This is a genomic window from Pseudomonas sp. 06C 126 (assembly GCF_001855215.1).
In the GTDB taxonomy this organism is placed as follows: domain Bacteria; phylum Pseudomonadota; class Gammaproteobacteria; order Pseudomonadales; family Pseudomonadaceae; genus Aquipseudomonas; species Aquipseudomonas proteolytica.
Map to the genome: position 1 here is coordinate 25,416 of NZ_MIFU01000088.1, position 21,064 is coordinate 46,479.

The window sequence follows — 21,064 nt, forward strand, 5'->3', positions numbered from 1 at the left end:
CCTCCGGGTTGACAATGAACAGTTCTGAACAACACTGAATAAGCTCAGCAAAACCGTTCAACCTGTGGGAGCAGGCTTGCCTGCTACCACAAGGTGAGCGGTGCACGGTTCATAACAACAATAAAAAGAAGGTCACCGCCATGGCCGCACCTGCCCCGCTTTTGCCCCACGACACCATCATCCAGGACTCCTGGCGCCGCTGCCGTGCCTTTGGCCTGGATCACCAGAGCGCGCCCAGCTTCGACCAACTGCCCGCCGAGGGCATCAGCCAGCTGTTGGAGAGCCAGCACGCACTGGTCCAGACCACCCACCAGGAAGTGCTGCCCTACTACGAGAACATCCTCAGCAATTCCAACTGCCTGATCATGCTTGCCGACAACCAGGGCCAGGTGCTGACCTCCTGGGGCACCCAGCGCTTTATCGAACCCAAGCTCGCCCGTGGTTTCAGCGCAGGGGCCAGTTGGCGGGAGCGCTCTACCGGCACCAACGCCATCGGTACCGCACTGGCCTGCGCCCAGGCGGTGCACATCGAGCATGACGAACACTTCCTCAAGGCCAACCGTTTCATGACCGGTTCAGCGGCGCCGATCTTTGACGCCAACCGCGAAATCATCGCGGTGCTGGATGTGTCCAGCGACAGCTACCTGCCGCCCTCCCACACCCTGGGCATGGTCAAGATGATGAGCCAGACCGTGGAAAACCGGCTGATCCTCAACCTGTTTGGCGGCGAGCACTTCCAACTGACCTTCAACACCGGTCTGAACAACCTCGACAGCCAATGGGCCGGCCTGCTGATCTTTGATGAAAGCGGCCAGGTGCTGTCAGCCAACCGCCGCGCCGACAACCTGCTGGGCATCAGCCTGTCGCGGGTGATGATCGACAGCCTGTTCAAGGTCTCGCTGCTGGAGCTGCTCAACCAACCCGAAGGCCTGCCCTTCGCCCTGCAAGCTGCGGGGCGCAACCGTTTCCAGTGCCTGCTCAAACGCCCCAAGCAGGCGCCGGTGCAGGCCAGGGTCTTCAGCGAGCCGGCCGCCGTGCCCATCGGTCTCAAGACCCTGCACTTTGGCGACAGCCGCGTGGAAAAAGCCGTGCGCCAGGCCGAACGCCTGCTGGAAAAAGACATCCCGTTGCTGATCCATGGAGAAACCGGCGTGGGCAAGGAAGTCTTTGTCAAAGCCCTGCACCAGGCCAGCTCCCGCAGCCAGCAGGCTTTTATCGCGGTCAACTGTGCGGCAATTCCGGCCGAGTTAGTGGAATCGGAGCTGTTTGGCTACGAAAAAGGCGCGTTCACCGGCGCCAATCAAAAGGGCAGCATCGGCCTGATCCGCAAGGCTGACAAAGGCACGCTGTTTCTCGATGAGATCGGAGACATGCCCCTCCCAACCCAGGCCCGGCTGCTGCGGGTATTGCAGGAGCGCTGCGTGCAACCGGTGGGCAGCAGCGAATTGTTCCCGGTGGACCTGCGCATCATCTCGGCCACCAACCGTTCGCTGCGCGAGCAGGTGCAGGTCGGGCGGTTCCGCGAGGATTTGTACTACCGCATCGGCGGCCTGACCCTGGAACTGCCCCCCCTGCGCGAACGCAGTGACAAGCAGGCGCTGTTCAAGCAACTGTGGCAACAGCACCGCGAACCCACGCAGTGGGCCGGGCTCAGTACTGAAGTGCTGGCGTTATTCGAGCGACACCCTTGGCCAGGCAACTTGCGCCAGGTCAGCAGCGTGATGCAGGTGGCGCTGGCCATGGCCGAAGACCAGCCGATCCGCCCGGAGCATCTGCCCGATGATTTTTTTGTCGACCTGGGCCAAGCCTCGCCCAGCGCACCGCCGGTTATGGGCGATCTGGACGATAGCCAAAACCTTCAGCAGCGACTGGCAGCGGTCGGCGGCAATATCTCCCACTTGGCGCGCGAGTTGGGGGTCAGCCGCAATACCTTGTACAAGCGGTTACGCGCCGCTACGTAACGGTAACCGCCCCTACGGGCAGCCAGCCTCAGATTTATCCGACAGTGTTTTAGGGTTGCTGCTCGGAAGATGCCCCAATAATCTTCGGCAGTCGCTGCAAATTCAGCGACCGGGTTTCGCAGCCCGGTTAAACTCTAGACGCACAGCGTCCACCACAAGATAACGGGCGCTTTTTTATGCCTGATGTCATGGCGGCTGTGCGCGGGATACCTTCGGGTATGCCGGGTTCCTAGAGTCCCGGTCTGCGAACCTGCGTACAGCTGCCACCCAGGTATCGTTTCGCAGCGATGGGTAGCAGTTCCATAACTCTGGGAGCCTTGCCATGATCAAACACAGCCCAAACCCGCCGTTAGACTCAACCTCGCTTCAGGCAGCTGCTCAACGAGCGATTGACTACTATCTCAACCCTCCTGCCGAAACCAAGCGGCCTACTGAAAACCACCGCCTTTTCACCGTGCGCGAAGGGTTAAATGCAGAGGTATTGTTGATCAACGCCTCGGAAGACCTTGCATCGGCTCAAGTATTGGCAACCCATTTGGCTTTTGAAGTAGACGGCACTGCACGGCGTGTGGCGCTAGGAATTTGTCGGATGCTGGAGGGAGTTGAGCTATTGGTGAACAGCGCCGTCGTTCAATGTGGAACTGAGCAAGAAAGAACAAGGCCCACTCACAATCCAGATTAGTCTGCGATAGCCCGTCCGCCATCGCTGGCAAGCCAGCTCCTACAGTTGAGCAGTGTTGATCGGCAAAACCTGCACAAATAAAAACGCCCCGAACCAGTCGGGGCGTTTTTATTCAGCTTGAAGCAATCAGCCGTCAGTCAGCCAAGCGCCAGGTCGTCCCGCCCTTCCCGTCTTCCAACACCACGCCCATGGCGGTGAGTTGGTCGCGGATGCGGTCGGATTCTGCCCAGTCCTTGTTGGCACGGGCATTCAAGCGGGCCTGGATCAGTGCGTCGACTTCGGCTGCGTCCACACGCCCCTCGGCGCCGGCTTGCAGGAAGTCGTCGGCTTCCATTTGCAGCACGCCCAGCACGCTGGCCAGCTCTTTCAAACGGGCCGCTAAACCAGCCGCTGCATCCAGATCGCTCTCGCGCAGGCGGTTGATCTCGCGGACCATTTCGAACAGCACGGCGCAGGCTTCGGGGGTGCCGAAGTCGTCGTTCATCACGGTGGTGAAGCGTTCAACAAATGCTTCGCCACCGGCCGGCGCAACAACTGGCAGGCCTTTCAACGCATGGTAGAAACGTTCCAGGGCGCCCTTGGCGTCCTTGAGGTTGTCTTCCGAGTAGTTGATGGCGCTGCGGTAGTGGCTGGACACCAGCAGGTAACGCACAACTTCCGGGTGGTACTTTTCCAGCACGTCGCGGATGGTGAAGAAGTTGTTCAAGGACTTGGACATCTTCTCGCCGTTGATGCGAATCATGCCGCAATGCATCCACGCGTTGGCGTAGGTCTTGCCGGTGGCCGCTTCGCTTTGGGCGATTTCGTTTTCGTGGTGCGGGAACTCAAGGTCGCTGCCGCCGCCATGAATGTCGAAGGTCTCGCCCAGGCAGCAGGTGGACATCACCGAGCATTCGATGTGCCAGCCCGGACGCCCGGCGCCCCACGGCGACTCCCAGCTCGGCTCGCCCGGCTTGGTGCCTTTCCACAGCACGAAGTCCAGCGGATCCTGCTTGGCTTCGTCGACTTCGATGCGTGCACCGATGCGCAGGTCTTCGATTTTTTTGCGCGACAGCTTGCCGTAGCCCATGAACTTGGCGACGCGGTAGTACACGTCGCCATTGCCCGGGGCGTAGGCGTAGCCCTTGTCGATCAAGGTCTGGATCATCGCGTGCATGCCAGGGATGTGGTCCGTGGCACGCGGCTCCATGTCCGGCTTGAGGATGTTGAGGCGCGCCTCGTCCTCGTGCATGGCAGCAATCATGCGCTCGGTCAGCGCGTCGAACGACTCGCCGTTTTCATTGGCGCGATTGATGATCTTGTCGTCGATGTCGGTGATGTTGCGCACGTACGTCAAGTCGTAGCCGCTAAAACGCAACCAGCGGGTCACCAGGTCGAAGGCGACCATGCTGCGGCCATGGCCGATGTGGCAGTAGTCGTACACGGTCATGCCGCACACGTACATGCGCACCTTGTTGCCATCCAGCGGCTTGAAGACTTCTTTGGTCTTGCTGAGCGTGTTGTAGATCGTTAGCACGATGTTTCCCTTAAGACTTGATCACTGGCCCCACGAATCACGCAAGGTCACGGTACGGTTGAATACCGGAGCGCCTGGTTTCGAGTCCTTGATATCTGCGCAGAAGTAGCCTTCGCGCTCGAACTGGAAACGGTCTTCCGGCTGTGCGTCGCCAAGCGATGGCTCGGCACGACAACCCGTAAGTACTTGCAGGGAGTCAGGGTTGATGTTGTCCAGGAAGCTGGCGCTGTCTTCGGCCTTCTCAGGGTTGGCCGAACGGAACAGACGATCGTACAGGCGCACTTCGCACTCGACGCTGGCGGCTGCCGGCACCCAGTGCACCACGCCCTTGACCTTACGGCCTTCAGGGTTCTTGCCCAGGGTGTCGGGATCGTACGAGCAACGCAGTTCGACGATGTTGCCATCGGCGTCCTTGATCGCCTCAAGGGCACGGATCACGTAGCTGCCGCGCAGGCGCACTTCGCCGTTGGGCTCCAGGCGCTTGTAGCCTTTTGGCGGCTCTTCCATGAAGTCATCGCGGTCGATGTAGATTTCACGGGCAAACGGCAGCTTGCGCACGCCCAGTTCTTCTTTTTGCGGATGACGCGGCAGTTCGAGGTTCTCGACCTGGCCTTCCGGGTAGTTGGTGATCACGACTTTCAACGGACGCAGCACACACATGGCGCGCGGGGCATTGTGGTCCAGGTCCTGGCGGATGCTGAATTCCAGCATGCCGAAGTCGACCACGCCGTCGGAGCGGTTGGTGCCGACCATCTCGCAGAAGTTGCGGATCGACGCCGGGGTGTAGCCGCGACGGCGGAAGCCCGACAGGGTCGACATGCGTGGGTCATCCCAACCAAACACGTGCTTTTCATCGACCAGTTGCTTGAGCTTGCGCTTGCTGGTGATGGTGTAGTTGAGGTTCAGGCGGCTGAATTCGTACTGACGCGGATGCGCCGGTACTGGCAGGCTGTCGAGGAACCATTCGTACAGTGGACGGTGGCTTTCGAACTCCAGGGTGCAAATGGAGTGGGTGATGCCTTCGATGGCGTCCGACTGACCGTGGGTGAAGTCGTAGTTGGGGTAGATGCACCACTTGTCACCGGTCTGGTGGTGATGGGCGTGGCGGATGCGGTACATGATCGGGTCGCGCAGGTTCATGTTCGGCGAGGCCATGTCGATCTTGGCGCGCAGTACGCGGGCGCCGTCCGGGAACTCGCCGTCGCGCATGCGGGTGAACCAGTCCAGGTTCTCTTCTACCGAACGGTCGCGGAACGGGCTGTTCTTGCCCGGCTCGGTCAGGGTGCCACGGTATTGCTTGGCCTGTTCCGGGCTCAGATCGTCAACGTAGGCCTTGCCGGCCTTGATCAGTTCCACGGCCCAGTCGAACAACTGGTCGAAATACTTGGAGGCATAGCGCACTTCACCGGACCATTCGAAGCCCAGCCACTTGATGTCGCTTTCGATGGCGTCGATGTATTCCTGGTCTTCCTTGGCCGGGTTGGTGTCGTCGAAACGCAGGTGCGTGACGCCACCGAACTCCTGGGCCAGGCCGAAGTTCACACAGATCGACTTGGCGTGGCCGATGTGCAGGTAACCGTTGGGCTCAGGCGGGAAACGGGTGACGATCTGCGTGTGCTTGCCCGAATCCAGGTCCGCCTGGATGATCGGGCGCAGGAAATTGACCGGGACGGCAGGTCCGGCCTTGGAATTCGAGGTAGGGTCGACAGTGGGCTTGCTCATAGGATCCTTGAACAGACAGGTACGTGGCCGGGTCAGGCCAGACAAACAAAGGGCTTATCATAGCCGATGCTGTCAAGCACCTGACAGGGCATGCTCAAAAACTGCTGCATTTATTGCATGGGCGGTAAAAAACCACCTCGAAATTCCTGCAGGGCACGCTAAACTGCGCGCCTTGGCAATGTCTTGCCAGACAGGTGCTGGCGTGTGACGCGCCAGAACCCACGAATTCCTTGAAAGAGTAGTGAACATGACTCAAGTCAAACTGAGCACCAACCACGGTGACATCGTCATCGAGCTGAACGCCGAGAAAGCGCCGATCACCGTCGCCAACTTCATCGAGTACGTGAACGCCGGCCACTACGAAAACACTGTTTTCCACCGTGTCATCGGCAACTTCATGGTCCAGGGCGGCGGTTTCGAGCCTGGCATGAAAGAAAAGAAAGACAAGCGCCCAAGCATTCAGAACGAAGCGGACAACGGTCTTTCCAACGACAAGTACACCGTCGCCATGGCCCGTACCATGGAGCCGCATTCGGCCTCCGCGCAGTTCTTTATCAACGTGGCCGACAACGGCTTCCTGAACCACAGCGCCAAGACCGTACAGGGTTGGGGCTACGCGGTATTCGGTAAAGTCACCGAAGGCACCGACGTCGTGGACAAGATCAAGGGTGTCTCCACCACCATGAAGTCCGGCCACCAGGACGTACCAGCAGAAGACGTGATCATCGAGAAAGCCGAGATCATTGCGTGATATTGCTGATTTCAGATTTGCATCTGGAAGAGGAGCGCCCGGATATTACCCGGGCGTTTCTGGATTTACTCCACGGCCGCGCCCGTGACGCGCAAGCGTTGTACATCCTGGGGGACTTTTTCGAAGCCTGGATTGGCGACGATGGCATGACCCCGTTCCAGCGTTCGATTTGCACCGCTCTACGTGAGTTGAGCGACAGTGGCACCCAAGTATTCCTGATGCATGGCAACCGGGATTTCCTGATCGGCAAGGCGTTCTGCAAAGCAGCAGGCGCGACCTTGCTCAAGGACCCCAGCGTCGTGCAGATGTATGGCGAGCCCGTGCTGTTGATGCACGGCGACAGCCTGTGTACCCGCGACCTCGGCTATATGAAGCTGCGGCGCATCCTGCGTAACCCCATTGTGTTGTTTATCCTGCGCCACCTGCCCTTGCGCACTCGCCATAAACTGGCGCGCAAGCTGCGCAGTGAAAGCCGTGCGCAGACGCGCATGAAGGCCAACGATATTGTCGATGTGACGCCCGAGGAAGTGCCACGGGTGATGCAGCAGTTCGGCGTGCGCACCCTGGTCCACGGCCACACCCACCGCCCGGCCATTCACAAATTGCAGATTGGCGAGCAGGCGGCCAAGCGCATTGTGCTGGGGGATTGGGACAAGCAAGGCTGGGCGTTGCAGGTAGATGAGCAAGGGTTTCAATTGGCGGCGTTTGACTTCGTCAACCCGCAGTTGGCGTTGCCTGGCGCCTGACTTACAAACAACACGAATCAAATGTGGGAGCGGGCTTGCTCGCGAATGCGCTGTGTCAGTCGACACCTTAGGTGACTGACACAGCGCATTCGCGAGCAAGCCCGCTCCCACATTTTTGACCGCGTGCGCTGCAAGATCAGTGACCCGACGCCGCCGGCCCTGCCTTCGCGGTAAACGGCGGCTTGGCCAGCCACACCAGCAGGATCAAGCCCATGAACATCCACCCCAGCAGCGTGAAATAGTCCACGGTGGACATCATGTATGCCTGGCTGGTGAGCACCTGGTCCAGTTGCGCATAGGCCTTGTGGCCCGCACCGCCCAGGGTGTTCAGCGCCTCGCGGGTGGCCGAGTCGTACACACTCATGCTTTCGCTCATGTAGGCATGATGCTGGTCAGCCCGGCGAATCCAGATCCAGGTAGTCAACGATGCCGCAAAGCTGCCGCCCAGGGTTCGCAGGAAGGTCGCCAGGCCCGCACCGTCGGCGATCTGGTGCGGCGGCAGGTCGGACATCAGGATGCTCAAGGTCGGCATAAAGAACAGCGCCACACCGATGCCCATGAACAGTTGCACCAGGGCGATGTGCTGGAAGTCCACTTCATTGGTGAAACCGGCGCGCATAAAGCAGCTCAGGCCAATCGCCAGGAACGCCAGGCCGGCCAGCAGCCGCAAATCGAACTTGTGTGCGTACTTGCCGACAAAGGGCGACATGAGCACCGGCAGGATGCCGATCGGCGCCACGGCCAAACCGGCCCAAGTGGCGGTGTAGCCCATCTGCGTCTGCAGCCATTGCGGCAGGATCAGGTTGATCCCGAAGAACCCGGCATAGCCCAGCACCAGCACAATGGTGCCGATGCGGAAATTGCGGTGGGCAAACAGGCGAAGGTTGACCACCGGATGTTTGTCGGTCATTTCCCAGATCACGAACACCGCCAGGGCGATCACCGAGATGGCCGCGCCGATGATGATGAAATTGGATTCGAACCAGTCCAGGTCGTTGCCCTTGTCGAGGATGATCTGCAAGGCACCGACCCCGACGATCAGGCTCAACAGGCCGACATAATCCATCGGCTGATGGCTGGTGACCACCGGCCGCTTCTTGAGCTGCGAACGTACCACCATCACCGCAAAAATCCCGATGGGCACGTTGATGAAGAAGATCCACGGCCAGCTGTAGCTGTCGGTGATCCAGCCGCCAAGAATGGGACCTGCAATCGGCGCGACCACCGTGACCATCGCCAGCAGTGCCAGGGCCATGCCGCGCCTGGCGGGTGGATAGACGGCGATCAGCAAGGTCTGGGTCATCGGGTACAGCGGCCCCGCCACCAGGCCTTGCAGCACCCGGAAGCCGATCAGCTCGGGCATCGAGGTGGAGATACCACACAGGAACGAGGCCAGCACAAACAGAAGCGTGGCCCACAAAAACAGCTTCACCTCGCCAAAGCGCCGGCTCAACCAACCGGTCAAAGGCAGCGCAATGGCATTGCTCACGGCAAATGAGGTGATGACCCAGGTGCCCTGCTCCGAACTCACCCCCAGGTTGCCAGAGATGGTCGGCAGCGCCACGTTGGCGATGGTGGTGTCGAGCACCTGCATAAAGGTCGCCAGGGACAGGCCAATGGTGGCCATCAGCAAGCTGGGCGGCGTGAAGGAGGCGTTATTGCTCATCAGCGTTGTGCTGCCTTGGGCGCGGCCACGCTGTTGTCATGGATCAACTGGGTGATCATCGCGTCGGCCTCGGCCAACTGGCGGTCGTACACATTGGTGCTGAACGAGGCCTTTTGCGGCGGTTGCTGCGCCAGCACCGGGCCGCTCTGGTCGTGCAGGTTGACTTCCACCTGGGTCGACAACCCCACCCGCAACGGGTGCTGGGCCAACTCCTGGGCATTGATATGGATGCGCACCGGCACCCGTTGCACGATCTTGATCCAGTTACCCGTGGCGTTCTGTGCCGGCAGCAGGGCAAACGCACTGCCGGTGCCGGTGCCGAGGCTGTCGACGGTGCCGCTGTATTTCACATCACTGCCGTAGATATCGGCCTCGATGTCCACCGGCTGGCCAATGCGCATCTGGCGCAGTTGGGTTTCCTTGAAGTTGGCGTCGATCCACAGTTGGTCCAGGGGAATCACCGCCATCAACGCCGTACCCGGCTCGACCCGCTGCCCCAGCTGTACGGTGCGCTTGGCCACATAGCCGGTGACCGGGGCGATCAAGGTGCTGCGCGCATTGGCCAGGTAGGCCTGGCGCAACTGCGCGGCAGCGGCCTGCACATCCGGGTGGGACGATATCACCGTGTCATCCACCAGCGCGGTGGAGGTATTGAGTTGCTGTTGCAGGTTGGCCAGTGAGTTGCTCGCCGCGCTCAGGGCATCACGGGCATGGGACAGTTCTTCCAGGGAAATCGCGCCACCCTGGGCGAGGATCCTGCGGCGGTTGAAGTTGTCCTGGGCAGTTTGCACTTGGGCCTTTTGCGCCTGAACCTGGGCTTTCATGCCATCCACATTGCTGTACAGGCCGCGCACCTGGCGTACGGTGCGCGCCAGGTTGGCCTGGGCACTTTGCAAGCCGACGGCCGCGTCGTTGGGGTCGAAGTTGATCAGCACCTGACCTTCGTGGACCAGGTCGCCATCATCGGCGCCAATGCTGACCACGGTGCCGGTGACCAGCGGGGTGATTTCCACCACGTTGCCGTTCACGTAGGCGTCGTCGGTGCTTTCGCTCCAACGGCCATATAGCTCGTGCCAGCCCCAGACGCCGACGACGCAGAGCACGACGATCAGCGCCAGGCCCAGCAACATGATCTTGCGTTTGCGCGGGTTGCTGTCGTCGGGTTGGGAGGGTGCGGTGTTGTTTGCTTGGGCAGTAGCCATGACAAATACCTTGCGTTATTCAGCGCGCGTGACTGGCGTGTTCATTGAGTCCCGACCCGTTGCAGGGTGATGGGGTCACCCGCAGCGATCAGGATTTTCTTGAGGATGTATTCCAGGGTCTGCAATTCCCCCGGCTCCAGCACGCCAGCCAGCTGGTTCAGGGCCTGGGCGCCGATCTGCGGCAACATGTCCGCCAGGCGCTGGCCGTCGGCGGTCAACACAAGCTGCACCTGGCGCCGGTCCTGCTCGGAACGCTTGCGTGCCAGCAGGTGTTTTTGCTCCAGGCGGTCGAGCATGCGGGTCATCGAGCCACTGTCCAGGGACAGATTGCGGCACAGCTCCGCCGGGGTATCGACGCCAAACTGGGCCATGATAATCAACACCTTGAACTGCGCGGCGGTGATGCCGTGGGGTTCCATATGGGTGTCGATGATGCGGTCTTTGAGAATCGCGGCGCGCCCCAGCAACAGGCCCAGATGGCAGTTGTGGAAGTTTTCCGGGGTGAAGTGTTTCATCGAAAGTCACCTTATTACTGCCTAGGCAGTGAATATGTGACCAAATATTACTGCCTAGGCAGCGAATGTCAAATAAATAGTTAGGTTGCTTGGTAATCAGGCGATGACTGGAGCCATGGGAAGGTTCTGAATCCACGACAAAACAAATGTGGGAGCTGGCTTGCCTGCGATTGCGGTGTGTCAGCCACTAGAAATAGTGACTGAACCACTGCTATCGCAGGCAAGCCAGCTCCCACAATTTGATTGACGTTTAAGCGTCAGAAATCCCGTTTGTAGAAGATATCCAGGGAGCTTGCCACGCCGCTGGCCACTTCCAGATACACCCGCTTGCTCAGCAGGTAGCGCAAGGCGATGGTGCTGGCCGGTTCAAACACCCCCACGCCGTAACGCAAGCTGAGCTTTTCGGTGATCTTGCCGCTGGCCACCACCGCCGTATTGTTGCCGCTGCCCTGGGTGTCCAGTTCGAAGTCCTGGATTCCCAGGTTCTTGGCAATGTCCGACGTCACCCCGGCACTGCCCATCAACCCCAGGCCCAGCGCCGCTTGCGCCAGCATGTTGTTGTCTTCACCGGTGGTGCTCAACGGACGTCCCAGCACCAGGTAGGACAGCGCCTGCTCCTGGCTCATGGCCGGTTCCGAGAAGATTTGCGTGGTGGGTTGCTCGGCACTGCCGCTCAGGCGGATACCCGCGATCACGTCGTCGGTCTTGCGGATGGCTTCGATATCCAGATACGGCTGGTCGAGCGGCCCGGCGAACAGCAGGCGCGCACGGCGCACATCGAGTCTCTGGCCGTAGGCACGGTAACGGCCGTCGTTGAGCCAGAGTTCGCCACGGGTGTCCATGTTATCGCCGATATGCACCCGGCCCTGGACCTTGGCCGTGAGGCCGAAGCCCGCGAAGTTGAGCTGATCCTCGCCCACCACCACGTTGATATCCATGGCCATGGCCATCGGCGGCTTGCCTTCTTCGGTCTGGCTGCCAACGATCACCGTGTCATCCGAGACCTTGACCGTCGAAGGCGGCAATTCGCGCACGGTGATATCACCGCGCGGGATGTGGACATTACCGGCGATCGCCAACTTGTCGTCCTTGAGGCTGATCTTCAAGTCGGGCGCCACTTCCAGCTTGGCGTAGGGTTCGACCGTAACCGGTAATTGCGAACCCTGCAGGCTGAGGTCAACGATCAGGGCCCGGCCCCAGTCGATCTGGCCCTTGAGGCTGCCCTGCCCGGCCTTGCCGCTGCGCCAGCCGCCGTTGATCTGTACGCTTTCACCGGCAATCAGCGCCTGCACGTTCAGGCCCTCAAGGCTGATCGGCAGTTCGGGCCCGGAAATCTCGCCCGCGATCAGGTTGATATTGCCGTTGACCTGCGGCGCCAGCAGCCCGCCGGAAATACGCCCGCTACCGTTGAGTTTGCCGCTGAGTTTTTCCACCATCGGCACGAACGGTCGCGCTACCGCCAGGTCCAGGCCGGTGAGGCTGAAGTTGCCGGAAATCGGCTTGTTTTTCGCCAAGGGGTTGAGCTGTGCCTGCAACAGCAACTCACCGAGTTTGCCGCCGCGGAAATTCAGCTGGGTATCGATGCGCGTAGGGTTGAGCGTGGTTTCCAGCTTGAGGGTGTCGTAGGGGAAATCCAGCCACTGGTCCTTGTCTTTGACCCGCAGTGTGCCGCCACTGGCATCCACCGCGATCAGGCCTTTGGGGCCACTGGCCGGCAGGTCGAGCTGGATATCGGCGTTGAGCTTGCCCTGCCAGGCAAAATCCTTGGGCAGCCATTGCGCCAGGCTGTCGATGGGGAATTGCTTGAGGTGGTAGCGCAGCTTGGGATCGGGCATCAGCCGCTGGTCTTCGCCACACAGGCTGGCGGGCCCGGAGACCCAGCAATGGGCAGCGAAGGTCAGCTTGCCGTCGGCCATACGCTCGATTTTTGCCGGGGCCTGCAGTTTCCAGTCCTGGCCACCGGCCTGTACATCACCACTGGCCAGGCGCCCGCGCCAGTTGCCTTTGTCGAGCGTGCCGTCCAGGGCCAGGGCCAGCTTGACCAGGGGGCCCATCAGGTCCAGTTGGACTTTCTGGCTTTTGATATCGCCCTGGGCGCTGGCGGTCAGGGTGCCGAGCTGGGTGTCACCGGCCTGGATGCCGCTGCCCTTGAGGTCGATCTTCGCCCGTTGCGCGCTATCAAGTGTCGCGTCCAGGCTGAGGGCTTGCAGGCGATTGTCTTCAAACACCAGTTGCTGGCCCTTGAGGTCGAGCTTGCCCTGGGGGGCCTTTAAAGTGCCGGCCACATCGAGCCGCCCATTGACCTGCCCACGCAACTGCGGCCAGAGCTGGGCCAGGCGTGCGAGCTTGATGTCGATCTGCCCGGCCAGGCGCTGTTGCAGGCTGCCACTGCCATTGATGCGGTTGTCACCCAGGCGGATATCCAGGTTGGCCAGGGTCCATTGCTCACCCGCGCCTTCGGCCTTGGCCGCCAGCACCGCGGGCTGGCCGCGCAAACGGCCCTTCAGATCAAGGTCAGCAGTGAGCTTGAGTTGTTCGTTTTTCATTTCACCCTGGCTGCGCAGCGGCCCGGCGAGCGTGCCCGGCAGTTCCGCGACCCAGTACGCCGGGTTGATCGCCGACAGGTCAAGCGCCGTATCCCAGGCGATGCCATCGGCAAATTGCAGGTTCAGGTGGCCTTCGGCCTTGCCTTGGCCGGCAACCAGTTTCAGTTCTGGCAGGAACACTTGGGTCAGGTCGCCACTGAATGGCGTAACCAGGCTGAACTTGCCGGCCGGCCCATCGAGGTCGGCCTTGAGATTGCCCAGGTAGTTGCCGTCCTTGTAGGAGACTTCGCCGTTGAAGGTACGCAACACCACTTGCGGCTCGTCAATCAGCGGGTACAGGCGGTGCCAGGGGAAATCCAGCCAGTCGATTTTTGCATCTGCGCTGAAGCCCTGCTGCCAATCCAGTTGGGCACTGAGCTTGAGGCTCTGCTTATCCCCGGCATTCAGGTCAAGGCCGGCGATCTGTGCGCCCTTGGCGTCGACCCGGCCTTGCAGCAACAGGTCAACCGGGCCCTTTTCTGCGGGTAATACGGCCTTGCCCAACAGTTGATAGCCCTTGCCCAGGTCGCCCTTGGCCGTCAGGTCCAGTTGGTTGAGCTGCAGGGTGTCCGGCAAGTCGGCGGCGGGCTTGAAGCCATCGGCGGTGATCTGCAGTTGCGCCGGCAGGTTCTCGACCAGAGGTTGCAGTTCGCCCTTGAGCTTGGCGGGCAGGTAGCCCGTGCTGTCGGCGTCGAGCTTGAGGGTCTTGAGCAAATCACCCGTGACGTTCAGCGCCACGGCCCATGGCGCGCCACCCGGAGCGTAGGGCAGGCTCAGGTTACCGGTCGCCGTCAGCGGCCAGTCACCGGTGGGTTGCAGCATACCGCTGAGGTCCAGCACTAGGCCGTCGCGCTGCAGGTGCACCGCGTCGATCTGCATTCCTTCGGCGGTCCAATGGGCCGCCAGTTGCAGGCCCTGGAGTTCTTCGCTGCCGTTGAACAGCAGGCTGCCTACACGCACGTCGCCCAGTTCGATGGCCAGGGGCAGGTTCAAGTCTGGCAGGGTAATCGGGCCGCTGCTTTCTTCGGTGCTGGGTGGAAACTGCAGGCTCACCTGCTCCACGTCCAGTTGCCGGATGCACAAGGTCATGCGCAGCAGGCACGCCAGCGACCAGTCGAATTTCGGCGCATTGAGTTCCACGCGGCTGCTGTCCTGCTGCCACAGCAGATGGTCGGCGCTCCATTGCCCGCCCAGGTGGCCCTGGAAGTTGTCCACGCTCAACCCCGGAACCTGGCCGAGTGCCCAGCGACTGCCGACTTGCGTACCCAGTACGCTCCATACGGCCAGGGGCACCAAGGCGACAAGCGCCACCACACTCAGACCCGCTATTTTCAAACCACGCTTCACAGCTCAGGCCCCATGGAAAAGTGCAAACGAACGCCGCCCGGATCTTCCAGGGCATGGGCCAGGTCAAGACGAATCGGACCGACTGGCGACACCCAGCGCACGCCGATGCCGACCCCGGTTTTCAGGCTCGGCAACTCAAGGCTGTTAAAGGAATTGCCCTGGTCGACGAAGGTCGCGATCCGCCATTTTTCGGCGATGGAATATTGATACTCGGCGCTCAAGGCCACCATATAGCGGCCACCGATACGGTCGCCTTTGTTGTTTTCCGGGGACAGGGTCTGGTACTCGTAGCCACGCACGCTCTGGTCGCCACCGGCAAAAAAGCGCAGGGACGGCGGCACCGACTTGTAGCCGTTGGTGGCGCTGCCGCCAAACTGTGCACGGCCGAGGAAGCGGTGCTTGTCCCACACCGTGGTCAAGCCCTTGATCATCGCGGTCCCGTACAGCAGGTTGGTGTCCGAGCCCAGCCCCTCTTTGGCCACCTTGGTATCGAACTGCAGGCGATAGCCGTTATGGGGGTCGATGCGGTTGTCGCTGCGCAGGTAGGAATAGCTGATTCCCGGCATCAGCAAATTGCTCAAGCCGGAGTCATCCCCCAGGCGATATTCTTCGCGCTGCCATTTGAGCGAGATCACCCGTGTCCAGCCGCTGGGCAGCTTGCTGTGCCATTCCGGGCCGAGGGTGAGCAGTTTGCTGAGGGTGTCGGTGTTGGCCAGTTCTTCGTTCTGGTAGCCACCAGCAAAGCGCAGCTTGTCGGTCAGTGGCGGGTCGAGGGGGATGTCGTACCACAGGCCGACGTTCTGCCGGGGCGCCGACAGTTCCGCCTCCCAGCCATAGCTATGCCCCTGGGGGTTGACCCAGTGCCGCGTCCAGTTGGCCTTGCCGCGCGGGCCGACGTCGGTGGAAAAACCCAGGCCCAGGCCCATGGTCCGGGGTTTGCGGGTTTCCAGCTGGACTGCCACCGGGATCACATCATTGGCCGCTGCGGCCGGGGCCGCGTCCACCCGCACGCCCTCGAAATAACCGCTCGACTGCAGGGCCTGGTTCAGCTCGGCAATCAGCTCGGAATCGTAAGGGGTGCCACTCTGGAACGGCACCATGCGTTGCAACAGTTCTTCATCAAAAGGGGTATCGCCGGCAAAGTTGACCTTGCCGAGGGTGTAGCGCGGGCCGCTGTCGTAGACCAGCTCGATATCGGCCACGCCCGCCTGGGGATCGACAGACAGTTTCTGCTGGGTAAAACGGCCACTGAAATAGCCGAAGCGCGAGGCCTGGTTCTGGATCAGGCGCTTGGCGTCTTCGTAATGACCATGATTGAGTACGGCGCCGGACTTGAGGTCTTGGCTATCGGGCACGCGAAAGGACTTTAACTCGGCCGCCGGGCCGTCCACCCGAATCGTGACATTACGCAGGTGCACAGGCTCGCCAGGGTCGATGCTGAGGATCAGGCGCGGGTTCTTGCCGGCCTTTACCTCACTGGCAATCTGCGGCTGATAAAAGCCCAGTGCCTGGGCGGCCTTGCGCGCCTGCTCCTCGGCACCGCGACTGAAGCGCAGCAAGGCCTCCTCATCACGCTCGCCAACCCCGCCGATATAGCCTTCGATATTGGCCTTCAGCGCATCGTTTGAAGGTTTGACCCGCACGTCCAACTCGCTTTGCGCCAAGGCGCCGCAGCTTGTGAACAGCAGAATCAAGCCGCTGGTAAATCTATTGGAAAACTTCATAGGCGCGGATGCTACACGAGCTGGGGAGCACCTTAGAACCGGGAATTGTCTGAATAATTCTGCGTTAAGGCGTTGCAGGTTGTAACACTTGGGGGTTTGGGTGAAAAAACACATGCTCCAGGATAGGTCCTACAGCCACCTCGCCCACTTCGTCATAGCCCTGGCGTTTATAGAACTCCAGGTAGAGCGGATTGCCGGTGTCCAGCACCACCCCTTGTGAATGCGGGTCTTCGGCGCACCAGTTATGCACGGCTTCGAGCAGTTGCTCGCCGTAATGCTTGCCCTGGAATTGCGGGTGAATCCCCAACAGCGGCAACACGTGTACCGACTCGGACGGCAGGCACGCCAACACCGCCTGATGGTATTCGAGGTAACGCCGGGTACACCTCAAGCCAGTGCTCAACCACATACGTAATTGCCAGGCCCAACTTTCAGTGATACCCAGGCGCCGTTGCGGAGGGGCAATCAGGGCGATGCCGATCAGGCGGTCATTGACCAGCAGGCCGATCGCCGGCAGTTCCTGGAGAAAATGCTGCTTGACCAGTTCGCGCACCGTAGCCCTGACCCGCTGCTCATACCCGGAGCGTTCGGCTTCAAACAGGTAGGCGAAGGTCGGCTCATGGCGATAGGCGTGGTACAGCAACGAGCGCGCTTCGCGGGAATAGCCGCTATCGAGCATGTGGACCTGGGCAATGGCGGTGCTAGTGTCAGGCATCAGTTGTATCTCCCCTGGGCGCAACTCAAAAGGCCGCGCTCTTATTGTTACGAGCCCGGGGCAACTGAGTCGTTCCATGCCATTGGCTCCTTGAGAGACATTAGCAGTGCATCTGTCCTACCGCCACGCTGGCCCCCGTCCGACTTGTCGGCTAGCATCGCCCTTTTGCCAGACTGGACTGCCGACCATGAAAATCGTCTCCTTCAATATCAACGGGCTGCGTGCCCGGCCTCATCAGCTGGCGGCCCTGATCGACAAACATCAACCGGACGTGATCGGCCTGCAGGAAACCAAGGTCCACGACGACCAGTTCCCGCTGGCTGAAGTCCAAGCCCTGGGGTACCACGTGTACTACCACGGGCAGAAAGGCCACTACGGTGTCGCCCTGCTCTCGCGCCAAGAGCCGCTGGCCCTGCACAAGGGTTTTGCCAGCGACGATGAGGATGCCCAGCGCCGTTTTATCTGGGGCAGCTTTGCCGATGAACACGGCAACCCGATCACCATCATGAACGGCTATTTCCCACAGGGCGAAAGCCGCGATCACCCCACCAAGTTCCCGGCCAAGCAGCGCTTCTACGAAGACCTGCAACAGTTGCTGGAAACCCAGTTCAGCAATGACCAGGCGTTGGTGGTGATGGGTGATGTGAACATTTCCCCTGAGGATTGCGATATCGGCATCGGTGCCGACAACGCCAAGCGCTGGCTGAAGACCGGCAAATGCAGCTTCCTGCCGGAAGAACGCGAATGGATGGCGCGCCTGAAAAACTGGGGCCTGACCGACAGCTTCCGGCACCTGAACCCAGATGTGGCGGATCGCTTCAGTTGGTTCGATTACCGCAGCCGCGGCTTTGAAGATGAACCCAAGCGTGGCCTGCGCATCGACCTGATCATGACCTCCAATGGCCTGCTGCCACGGGTCAAGGATGCGGGGGTGGACTACGAACTGCGCGGCCTGGAAAAACCGTCGGACCATGCGCCGATCTGGCTGGAACTGAGCTGATTTTTGCGGCAACACCATCCAAAAATGTGGGAGCGGGCTTGCTCGCGAAATCGGTGGATCAGTCGCTGGATGTGTTGAATGACACACCGTATTCGCGAGCAAGCCCGCTCCCACACAAGCCAGCTCCCACATTGGGTTCAGTTGGGCATCAGTCATATTCTGGCAACCTTTCTGACTTAATCTGCCCGCACGTCCTTTGGCTTGAGAAGGTGGCGGCATGATGCTGCGCGTTCTGTACCTGCTGGTTCTGTGTAGCACCTTCCCTCTTTCGGTCGTTGCAACGCCCCTGCCCTTTCCCGAACAGGGTCCGGCCCTGCGCCTGCAGGGCTCCAACACCATTGGCGCGGCGCTGGGCCCGGCGCTGGTCAAGGGTTTGATGGTGCAACAGGGCCTGAAGGCCGTGCACAGTGAACCGACGAACCACCCCAATGAGCAGCGCCTCGTCGGCACGAGCCCCCAAGGCAAACGGGTCCTGGTAGAAATCGCCGCCCATGGTTCCAGCACCGGCTTTGCCGCGCTGAAAAATGCCGAAGCCGACCTGGCCGCCGCGTCGCGCCCGATCAAGGACCGCGAGCTGGTGGAGCTTGAACCCCTGGGCGACCTGAAAAGCCCCGGCGCCGAACAGGTAATTGCCATCGACGGCCTGGCGATCATCCTGCATCCACGCAACCCCTTGCAGACGTTGACGACCGAACAACTGGCGAGGATTTTCAGTGGCGAAACCAGCACCTGGGAAGCCTTGGGCGGCACCGGCGGGAAGATCCGGCTGTATGCCCGCGATGACCAATCCGGAACCTACGACACCTTCAAGGAGTTGGTGCTCAACCCTCGCGGTAAAACCCTCGACAGCGCGGCCAAACGCTTTGAGTCCAGCGAGCAACTGTCCGATGCGGTGAGCCGCGACCCGCAGGGCATCGGCTTCATCGGCCTGCCCTACGTGCGCCAGGCCAAGGCCGCAGCCATCAGTGATGGTGACTCCCAAGCCATGTTGCCGGTGAACAGCCTGATCGCCACCGAGGACTACCCCCTGTCGCGCCGTTTGTTTTTCTACCTGCCGCCCGGCAACAGCAATGCCTGGGCGCAGGCGCTGGTGGACTTTGCCCAGAGCGCCCAGGGCCAGGCCATCGTTGCCGCCAACGGGTTTGTCGCCCAACAGGTCCAGGCCATCAGCGTGCAGCCAAGGCCACCGATGCCGGACGCCTACCAGGCCATCGCTCGCGAGGCACAACGCCTGAGCGTGAATTTTCGCTTCGAAGAAGGCAGTGCGAGCCTGGACAACAAGGCACGCCAGGACCTGGCACGGGTGGTGGCTTATATAAGCAGCCACGACAAACGGGACAAGCGGGTTACGCTGGTGGGTTTTGGTGATGCCAAGGATGACCCGCAGCGCGCCGACCTGTTGTCCAAGTTGCGGGCGATGGCGGTGCGTCGCGAGTTGGTCAAGAGTGGCGTGGTGTTGCGCGACATCCGCGGCTTTGGCGCCGAGATGCCGGTGGCAGCGAATACCGTGGATGAGGGGCGGATCAAGAATCGCCGGGTGGAAGTCTGGGTTTACTGACGCCTGAAGATTGGGGTTGACTGGCCCACCGCTATCGCGGGCAAGCCCGCTCCTACACTGAATGTGGGAACGGGCTTGCCCGCGATAAGGCCGGCGTGGTGTTACTGACCGCTGCGCATCAGCTCTTTAGGCACATATTTGCCAATCTCGAACTTGCCGATCGCCGCCCGATGCACTTCGTCCGGGCCGTCGGCCAGGCGCAGGGTGCGCTGCATGGCGTACATATAGGCCAGCGGGAAGTCGTTGGACACCCCGGCACCACCATGGATCTGGATCGCCCGGTCAATTACCTTGAGTGCCACATTCGGTGCCACGACCTTGATCTGGGCGATTTCACTTTTCGCCACTTTGTTGCCGACCGTGTCCATCATGTACGCCGCTTTCAAGGTCAACAGGCGTGCCATGTCGATTTCCATCCGCGAGTCGGCGATTTTGTCGATATTGCCACCCAGGCGCGCCAGCGGCTTGCCAAAGGCGGTGCGGCTGACAGAACGCTTGCACATCAATTCCAGGGCGCGTTCAGCCATGCCAATGGAGCGCATGCAGTGGTGAATACGTCCTGGGCCAAGGCGCCCCTGGGCAATTTCAAAGCCGCGGCCTTCACCCAGCAGCACGTTTTCGTACGGCACGCGCACGTTGTCGAACAGTACTTCGGCATGCCCATGGGGCGCGTCGTCGTAGCCGAACACCGGCAGCGGCCGGACGATTTTCACCCCGGGCGCATCCACCGGTACCAGGATCATCGAGTGTTGCTGGTGACGCGGCGCATCCGGGTTGCTCAGGCCCATGAAGATGAGGATTTTGCAACGCGGGTCGCACGCGCCGGAGGTCCACCACTTTTTACCGTTGATGACCCATTCGTCACCCTGGCGTTCGGCGCGGGCGGCCATATTGGTGGCGTCGGAGGACGCCACATCCGGTTCGGTCATGGCAAACGCAGAGCGGATCTCACCGCGCAGCAGCGGCTCCAGCCAGCGCTGTTTCTGCTCTTCGTTGGCGTAGCGCACCAGCACTTCCATATTGCCGGTGTCGGGTGCCGAGCAATTGAACGGCTCCGGGCCGAGCAAGGAGCGGCCCATGATTTCTGCGAGCGGCGCGTATTCCAGGTTGGTCAGGCCCGCGCCCAGCTCGGACTCCGGCAGGAACAGGTTCCACAAGCCTTCGGCCTTAGCCTTGGCTTTGAGCTCTTCCATGATGGCGGTGGGCTGCCAGCGATCACCTTCGCTGACCTGGCGCTCAAACACCGGTTCGGCTGGGTAAACGTAAGCATCCATAAACGCGGTGACGCGTTCACGCAGTTCCTGAACCTTGGGTGAATAGGCAAAATCCATGAGCAGCTCCCTTCTTTGAGAGGTTGTTTAGGTCATGCAATCG

Annotated in this window: 15 protein-coding genes; 6 read left to right on the top strand and 9 right to left on the bottom strand. The window is 61.0% G+C overall.

The annotated features are described in order from the left end of the window. Positions 1 to 140: 140 nt before the first annotated feature. Both BHC62_RS15875 and BHC62_RS27450 read left to right on the top strand, forming a co-directional pair. A complete protein-coding gene (locus BHC62_RS15875; protein ID WP_070995475.1) occupies positions 141 to 1,961 on the top strand; it encodes a sigma-54-dependent Fis family transcriptional regulator in 1,821 nt (606 codons plus the stop codon). Positions 1,962 to 2,283: 322 nt separating this feature from the next. Further along, positions 2,284 to 2,643: a DUF6124 family protein gene (locus tag BHC62_RS27450; protein ID WP_071610042.1), complete on the top strand. Its 360-nt coding sequence runs from the start codon at positions 2,284 to 2,286 to the stop codon at positions 2,641 to 2,643. Positions 2,644 to 2,776: 133 nt separating this feature from the next. Here BHC62_RS27450 and cysS read toward each other — a convergent pair whose 3' ends face one another. Beyond that, positions 2,777 to 4,159, bottom strand: coding sequence for a cysteine--tRNA ligase (gene cysS, locus BHC62_RS15880; protein WP_070995476.1), 1,383 nt, complete (start codon positions 4,157 to 4,159; stop codon positions 2,777 to 2,779). Positions 4,160 to 4,180: 21 nt separating this feature from the next. Next, the gene (locus BHC62_RS15885) at positions 4,181 to 5,881 is read right to left on the bottom strand and encodes a glutamine--tRNA ligase/YqeY domain fusion protein (RefSeq protein ID WP_029299467.1); all 1,701 of its coding nucleotides are present in this window, start codon (positions 5,879 to 5,881) and stop codon (positions 4,181 to 4,183) included. Between the two features lie 247 nt (positions 5,882 to 6,128). Between BHC62_RS15885 and BHC62_RS15890 the strand changes: the two genes are divergently transcribed. Then, entirely contained in the window at positions 6,129 to 6,632 is a 504-nt protein-coding gene (locus BHC62_RS15890) for a peptidylprolyl isomerase (RefSeq protein ID WP_029299465.1), read from the top strand. After that, positions 6,629 to 7,378 carry a UDP-2,3-diacylglucosamine diphosphatase gene (gene lpxH / locus BHC62_RS15895; protein WP_070995477.1) on the top strand — a complete coding sequence of 250 codons (750 nt, stop codon included), beginning with the start codon at positions 6,629 to 6,631 and terminating at the stop codon, positions 7,376 to 7,378. Before BHC62_RS15890 ends, lpxH begins: the two co-directional genes overlap by 4 nt. 136 nt (positions 7,379 to 7,514) lie before the next feature. Here the strand turns inward: lpxH and BHC62_RS15900 are convergent, their stop codons facing one another. The 6 genes from BHC62_RS15900 to BHC62_RS15925 form a co-directional block, all read right to left on the bottom strand. Next, positions 7,515 to 9,044 carry a DHA2 family efflux MFS transporter permease subunit gene (locus BHC62_RS15900; protein ID WP_029298326.1) on the bottom strand — a complete coding sequence of 510 codons (1,530 nt, stop codon included), beginning with the start codon at positions 9,042 to 9,044 and terminating at the stop codon, positions 7,515 to 7,517. Then, entirely contained in the window at positions 9,044 to 10,246 is a 1,203-nt protein-coding gene (locus BHC62_RS15905; protein ID WP_070995478.1) for an efflux RND transporter periplasmic adaptor subunit, read from the bottom strand. The genes BHC62_RS15900 and BHC62_RS15905 overlap by 1 nt, the downstream gene beginning before the upstream one ends. A 41-nt stretch (positions 10,247 to 10,287) precedes the next feature. Continuing rightward, positions 10,288 to 10,761 carry a MarR family winged helix-turn-helix transcriptional regulator gene (locus BHC62_RS15910; protein WP_029298330.1) on the bottom strand — a complete coding sequence of 158 codons (474 nt, stop codon included), beginning with the start codon at positions 10,759 to 10,761 and terminating at the stop codon, positions 10,288 to 10,290. Between the two features lie 257 nt (positions 10,762 to 11,018). Next, positions 11,019 to 14,693 (bottom strand): translocation/assembly module TamB domain-containing protein, encoded by a 3,675-nt coding sequence (locus tag BHC62_RS15915; RefSeq protein WP_070995479.1) that lies wholly within the window; start codon positions 14,691 to 14,693, stop codon positions 11,019 to 11,021. After that, entirely contained in the window at positions 14,690 to 16,417 is a 1,728-nt protein-coding gene (locus BHC62_RS15920) for an autotransporter assembly complex family protein (RefSeq protein ID WP_070995480.1), read from the bottom strand. The genes BHC62_RS15915 and BHC62_RS15920 overlap by 4 nt, the downstream gene beginning before the upstream one ends. Before the next feature lie 64 nt (positions 16,418 to 16,481). Beyond that, positions 16,482 to 17,132, bottom strand: coding sequence for a GNAT family N-acetyltransferase (locus BHC62_RS15925; protein ID WP_029298336.1), 651 nt, complete (start codon positions 17,130 to 17,132; stop codon positions 16,482 to 16,484). A gap of 187 nt (positions 17,133 to 17,319) precedes the next feature. Between BHC62_RS15925 and xthA the strand changes: the two genes are divergently transcribed. After that, the gene (gene xthA, locus BHC62_RS15930) at positions 17,320 to 18,132 is read left to right on the top strand and encodes an exodeoxyribonuclease III (RefSeq protein ID WP_070995481.1); all 813 of its coding nucleotides are present in this window, start codon (positions 17,320 to 17,322) and stop codon (positions 18,130 to 18,132) included. A 217-nt stretch (positions 18,133 to 18,349) separates the two neighbouring features. Further along, positions 18,350 to 19,690 (top strand): substrate-binding domain-containing protein, encoded by a 1,341-nt coding sequence (locus BHC62_RS15935; protein ID WP_070995482.1) that lies wholly within the window; start codon positions 18,350 to 18,352, stop codon positions 19,688 to 19,690. 101 nt (positions 19,691 to 19,791) lie between these two features. Here BHC62_RS15935 and BHC62_RS15940 read toward each other — a convergent pair whose 3' ends face one another. Next, positions 19,792 to 21,021, bottom strand: coding sequence for an acyl-CoA dehydrogenase (locus BHC62_RS15940; RefSeq protein WP_029298342.1), 1,230 nt, complete (start codon positions 21,019 to 21,021; stop codon positions 19,792 to 19,794). Between the last annotated feature and the right edge of the window lie 43 nt (positions 21,022 to 21,064).

What these genes read in the sequence shown, in the direction of transcription:
- xthA (WP_070995481.1), top strand. Translation starts at nt 17,320, where the DNA reads ATGAAAATCGTCTCCTTCAATATCAACGGGCTGCGTGCCCGGCCTCAT.
- BHC62_RS15920 (WP_070995480.1), bottom strand. Translation starts at nt 16,417, where the DNA reads ATGAAGTTTTCCAATAGATTTACCAGCGGCTTGATTCTGCTGTTCACA.
- BHC62_RS15885 (WP_029299467.1), bottom strand. Translation starts at nt 5,881, where the DNA reads ATGAGCAAGCCCACTGTCGACCCTACCTCGAATTCCAAGGCCGGACCT.
- BHC62_RS15925 (WP_029298336.1), bottom strand. Translation starts at nt 17,132, where the DNA reads ATGCCTGACACTAGCACCGCCATTGCCCAGGTCCACATGCTCGATAGC.
- BHC62_RS15935 (WP_070995482.1), top strand. Translation starts at nt 18,350, where the DNA reads ATGATGCTGCGCGTTCTGTACCTGCTGGTTCTGTGTAGCACCTTCCCT.
- BHC62_RS15940 (WP_029298342.1), bottom strand. Translation starts at nt 21,021, where the DNA reads ATGGATTTTGCCTATTCACCCAAGGTTCAGGAACTGCGTGAACGCGTC.
- BHC62_RS15900 (WP_029298326.1), bottom strand. Translation starts at nt 9,044, where the DNA reads ATGAGCAATAACGCCTCCTTCACGCCGCCCAGCTTGCTGATGGCCACC.
- BHC62_RS27450 (WP_071610042.1), top strand. Translation starts at nt 2,284, where the DNA reads ATGATCAAACACAGCCCAAACCCGCCGTTAGACTCAACCTCGCTTCAG.
- BHC62_RS15875 (WP_070995475.1), top strand. Translation starts at nt 141, where the DNA reads ATGGCCGCACCTGCCCCGCTTTTGCCCCACGACACCATCATCCAGGAC.
- BHC62_RS15890 (WP_029299465.1), top strand. Translation starts at nt 6,129, where the DNA reads ATGACTCAAGTCAAACTGAGCACCAACCACGGTGACATCGTCATCGAG.
- BHC62_RS15910 (WP_029298330.1), bottom strand. Translation starts at nt 10,761, where the DNA reads ATGAAACACTTCACCCCGGAAAACTTCCACAACTGCCATCTGGGCCTG.
- BHC62_RS15905 (WP_070995478.1), bottom strand. Translation starts at nt 10,246, where the DNA reads ATGGCTACTGCCCAAGCAAACAACACCGCACCCTCCCAACCCGACGAC.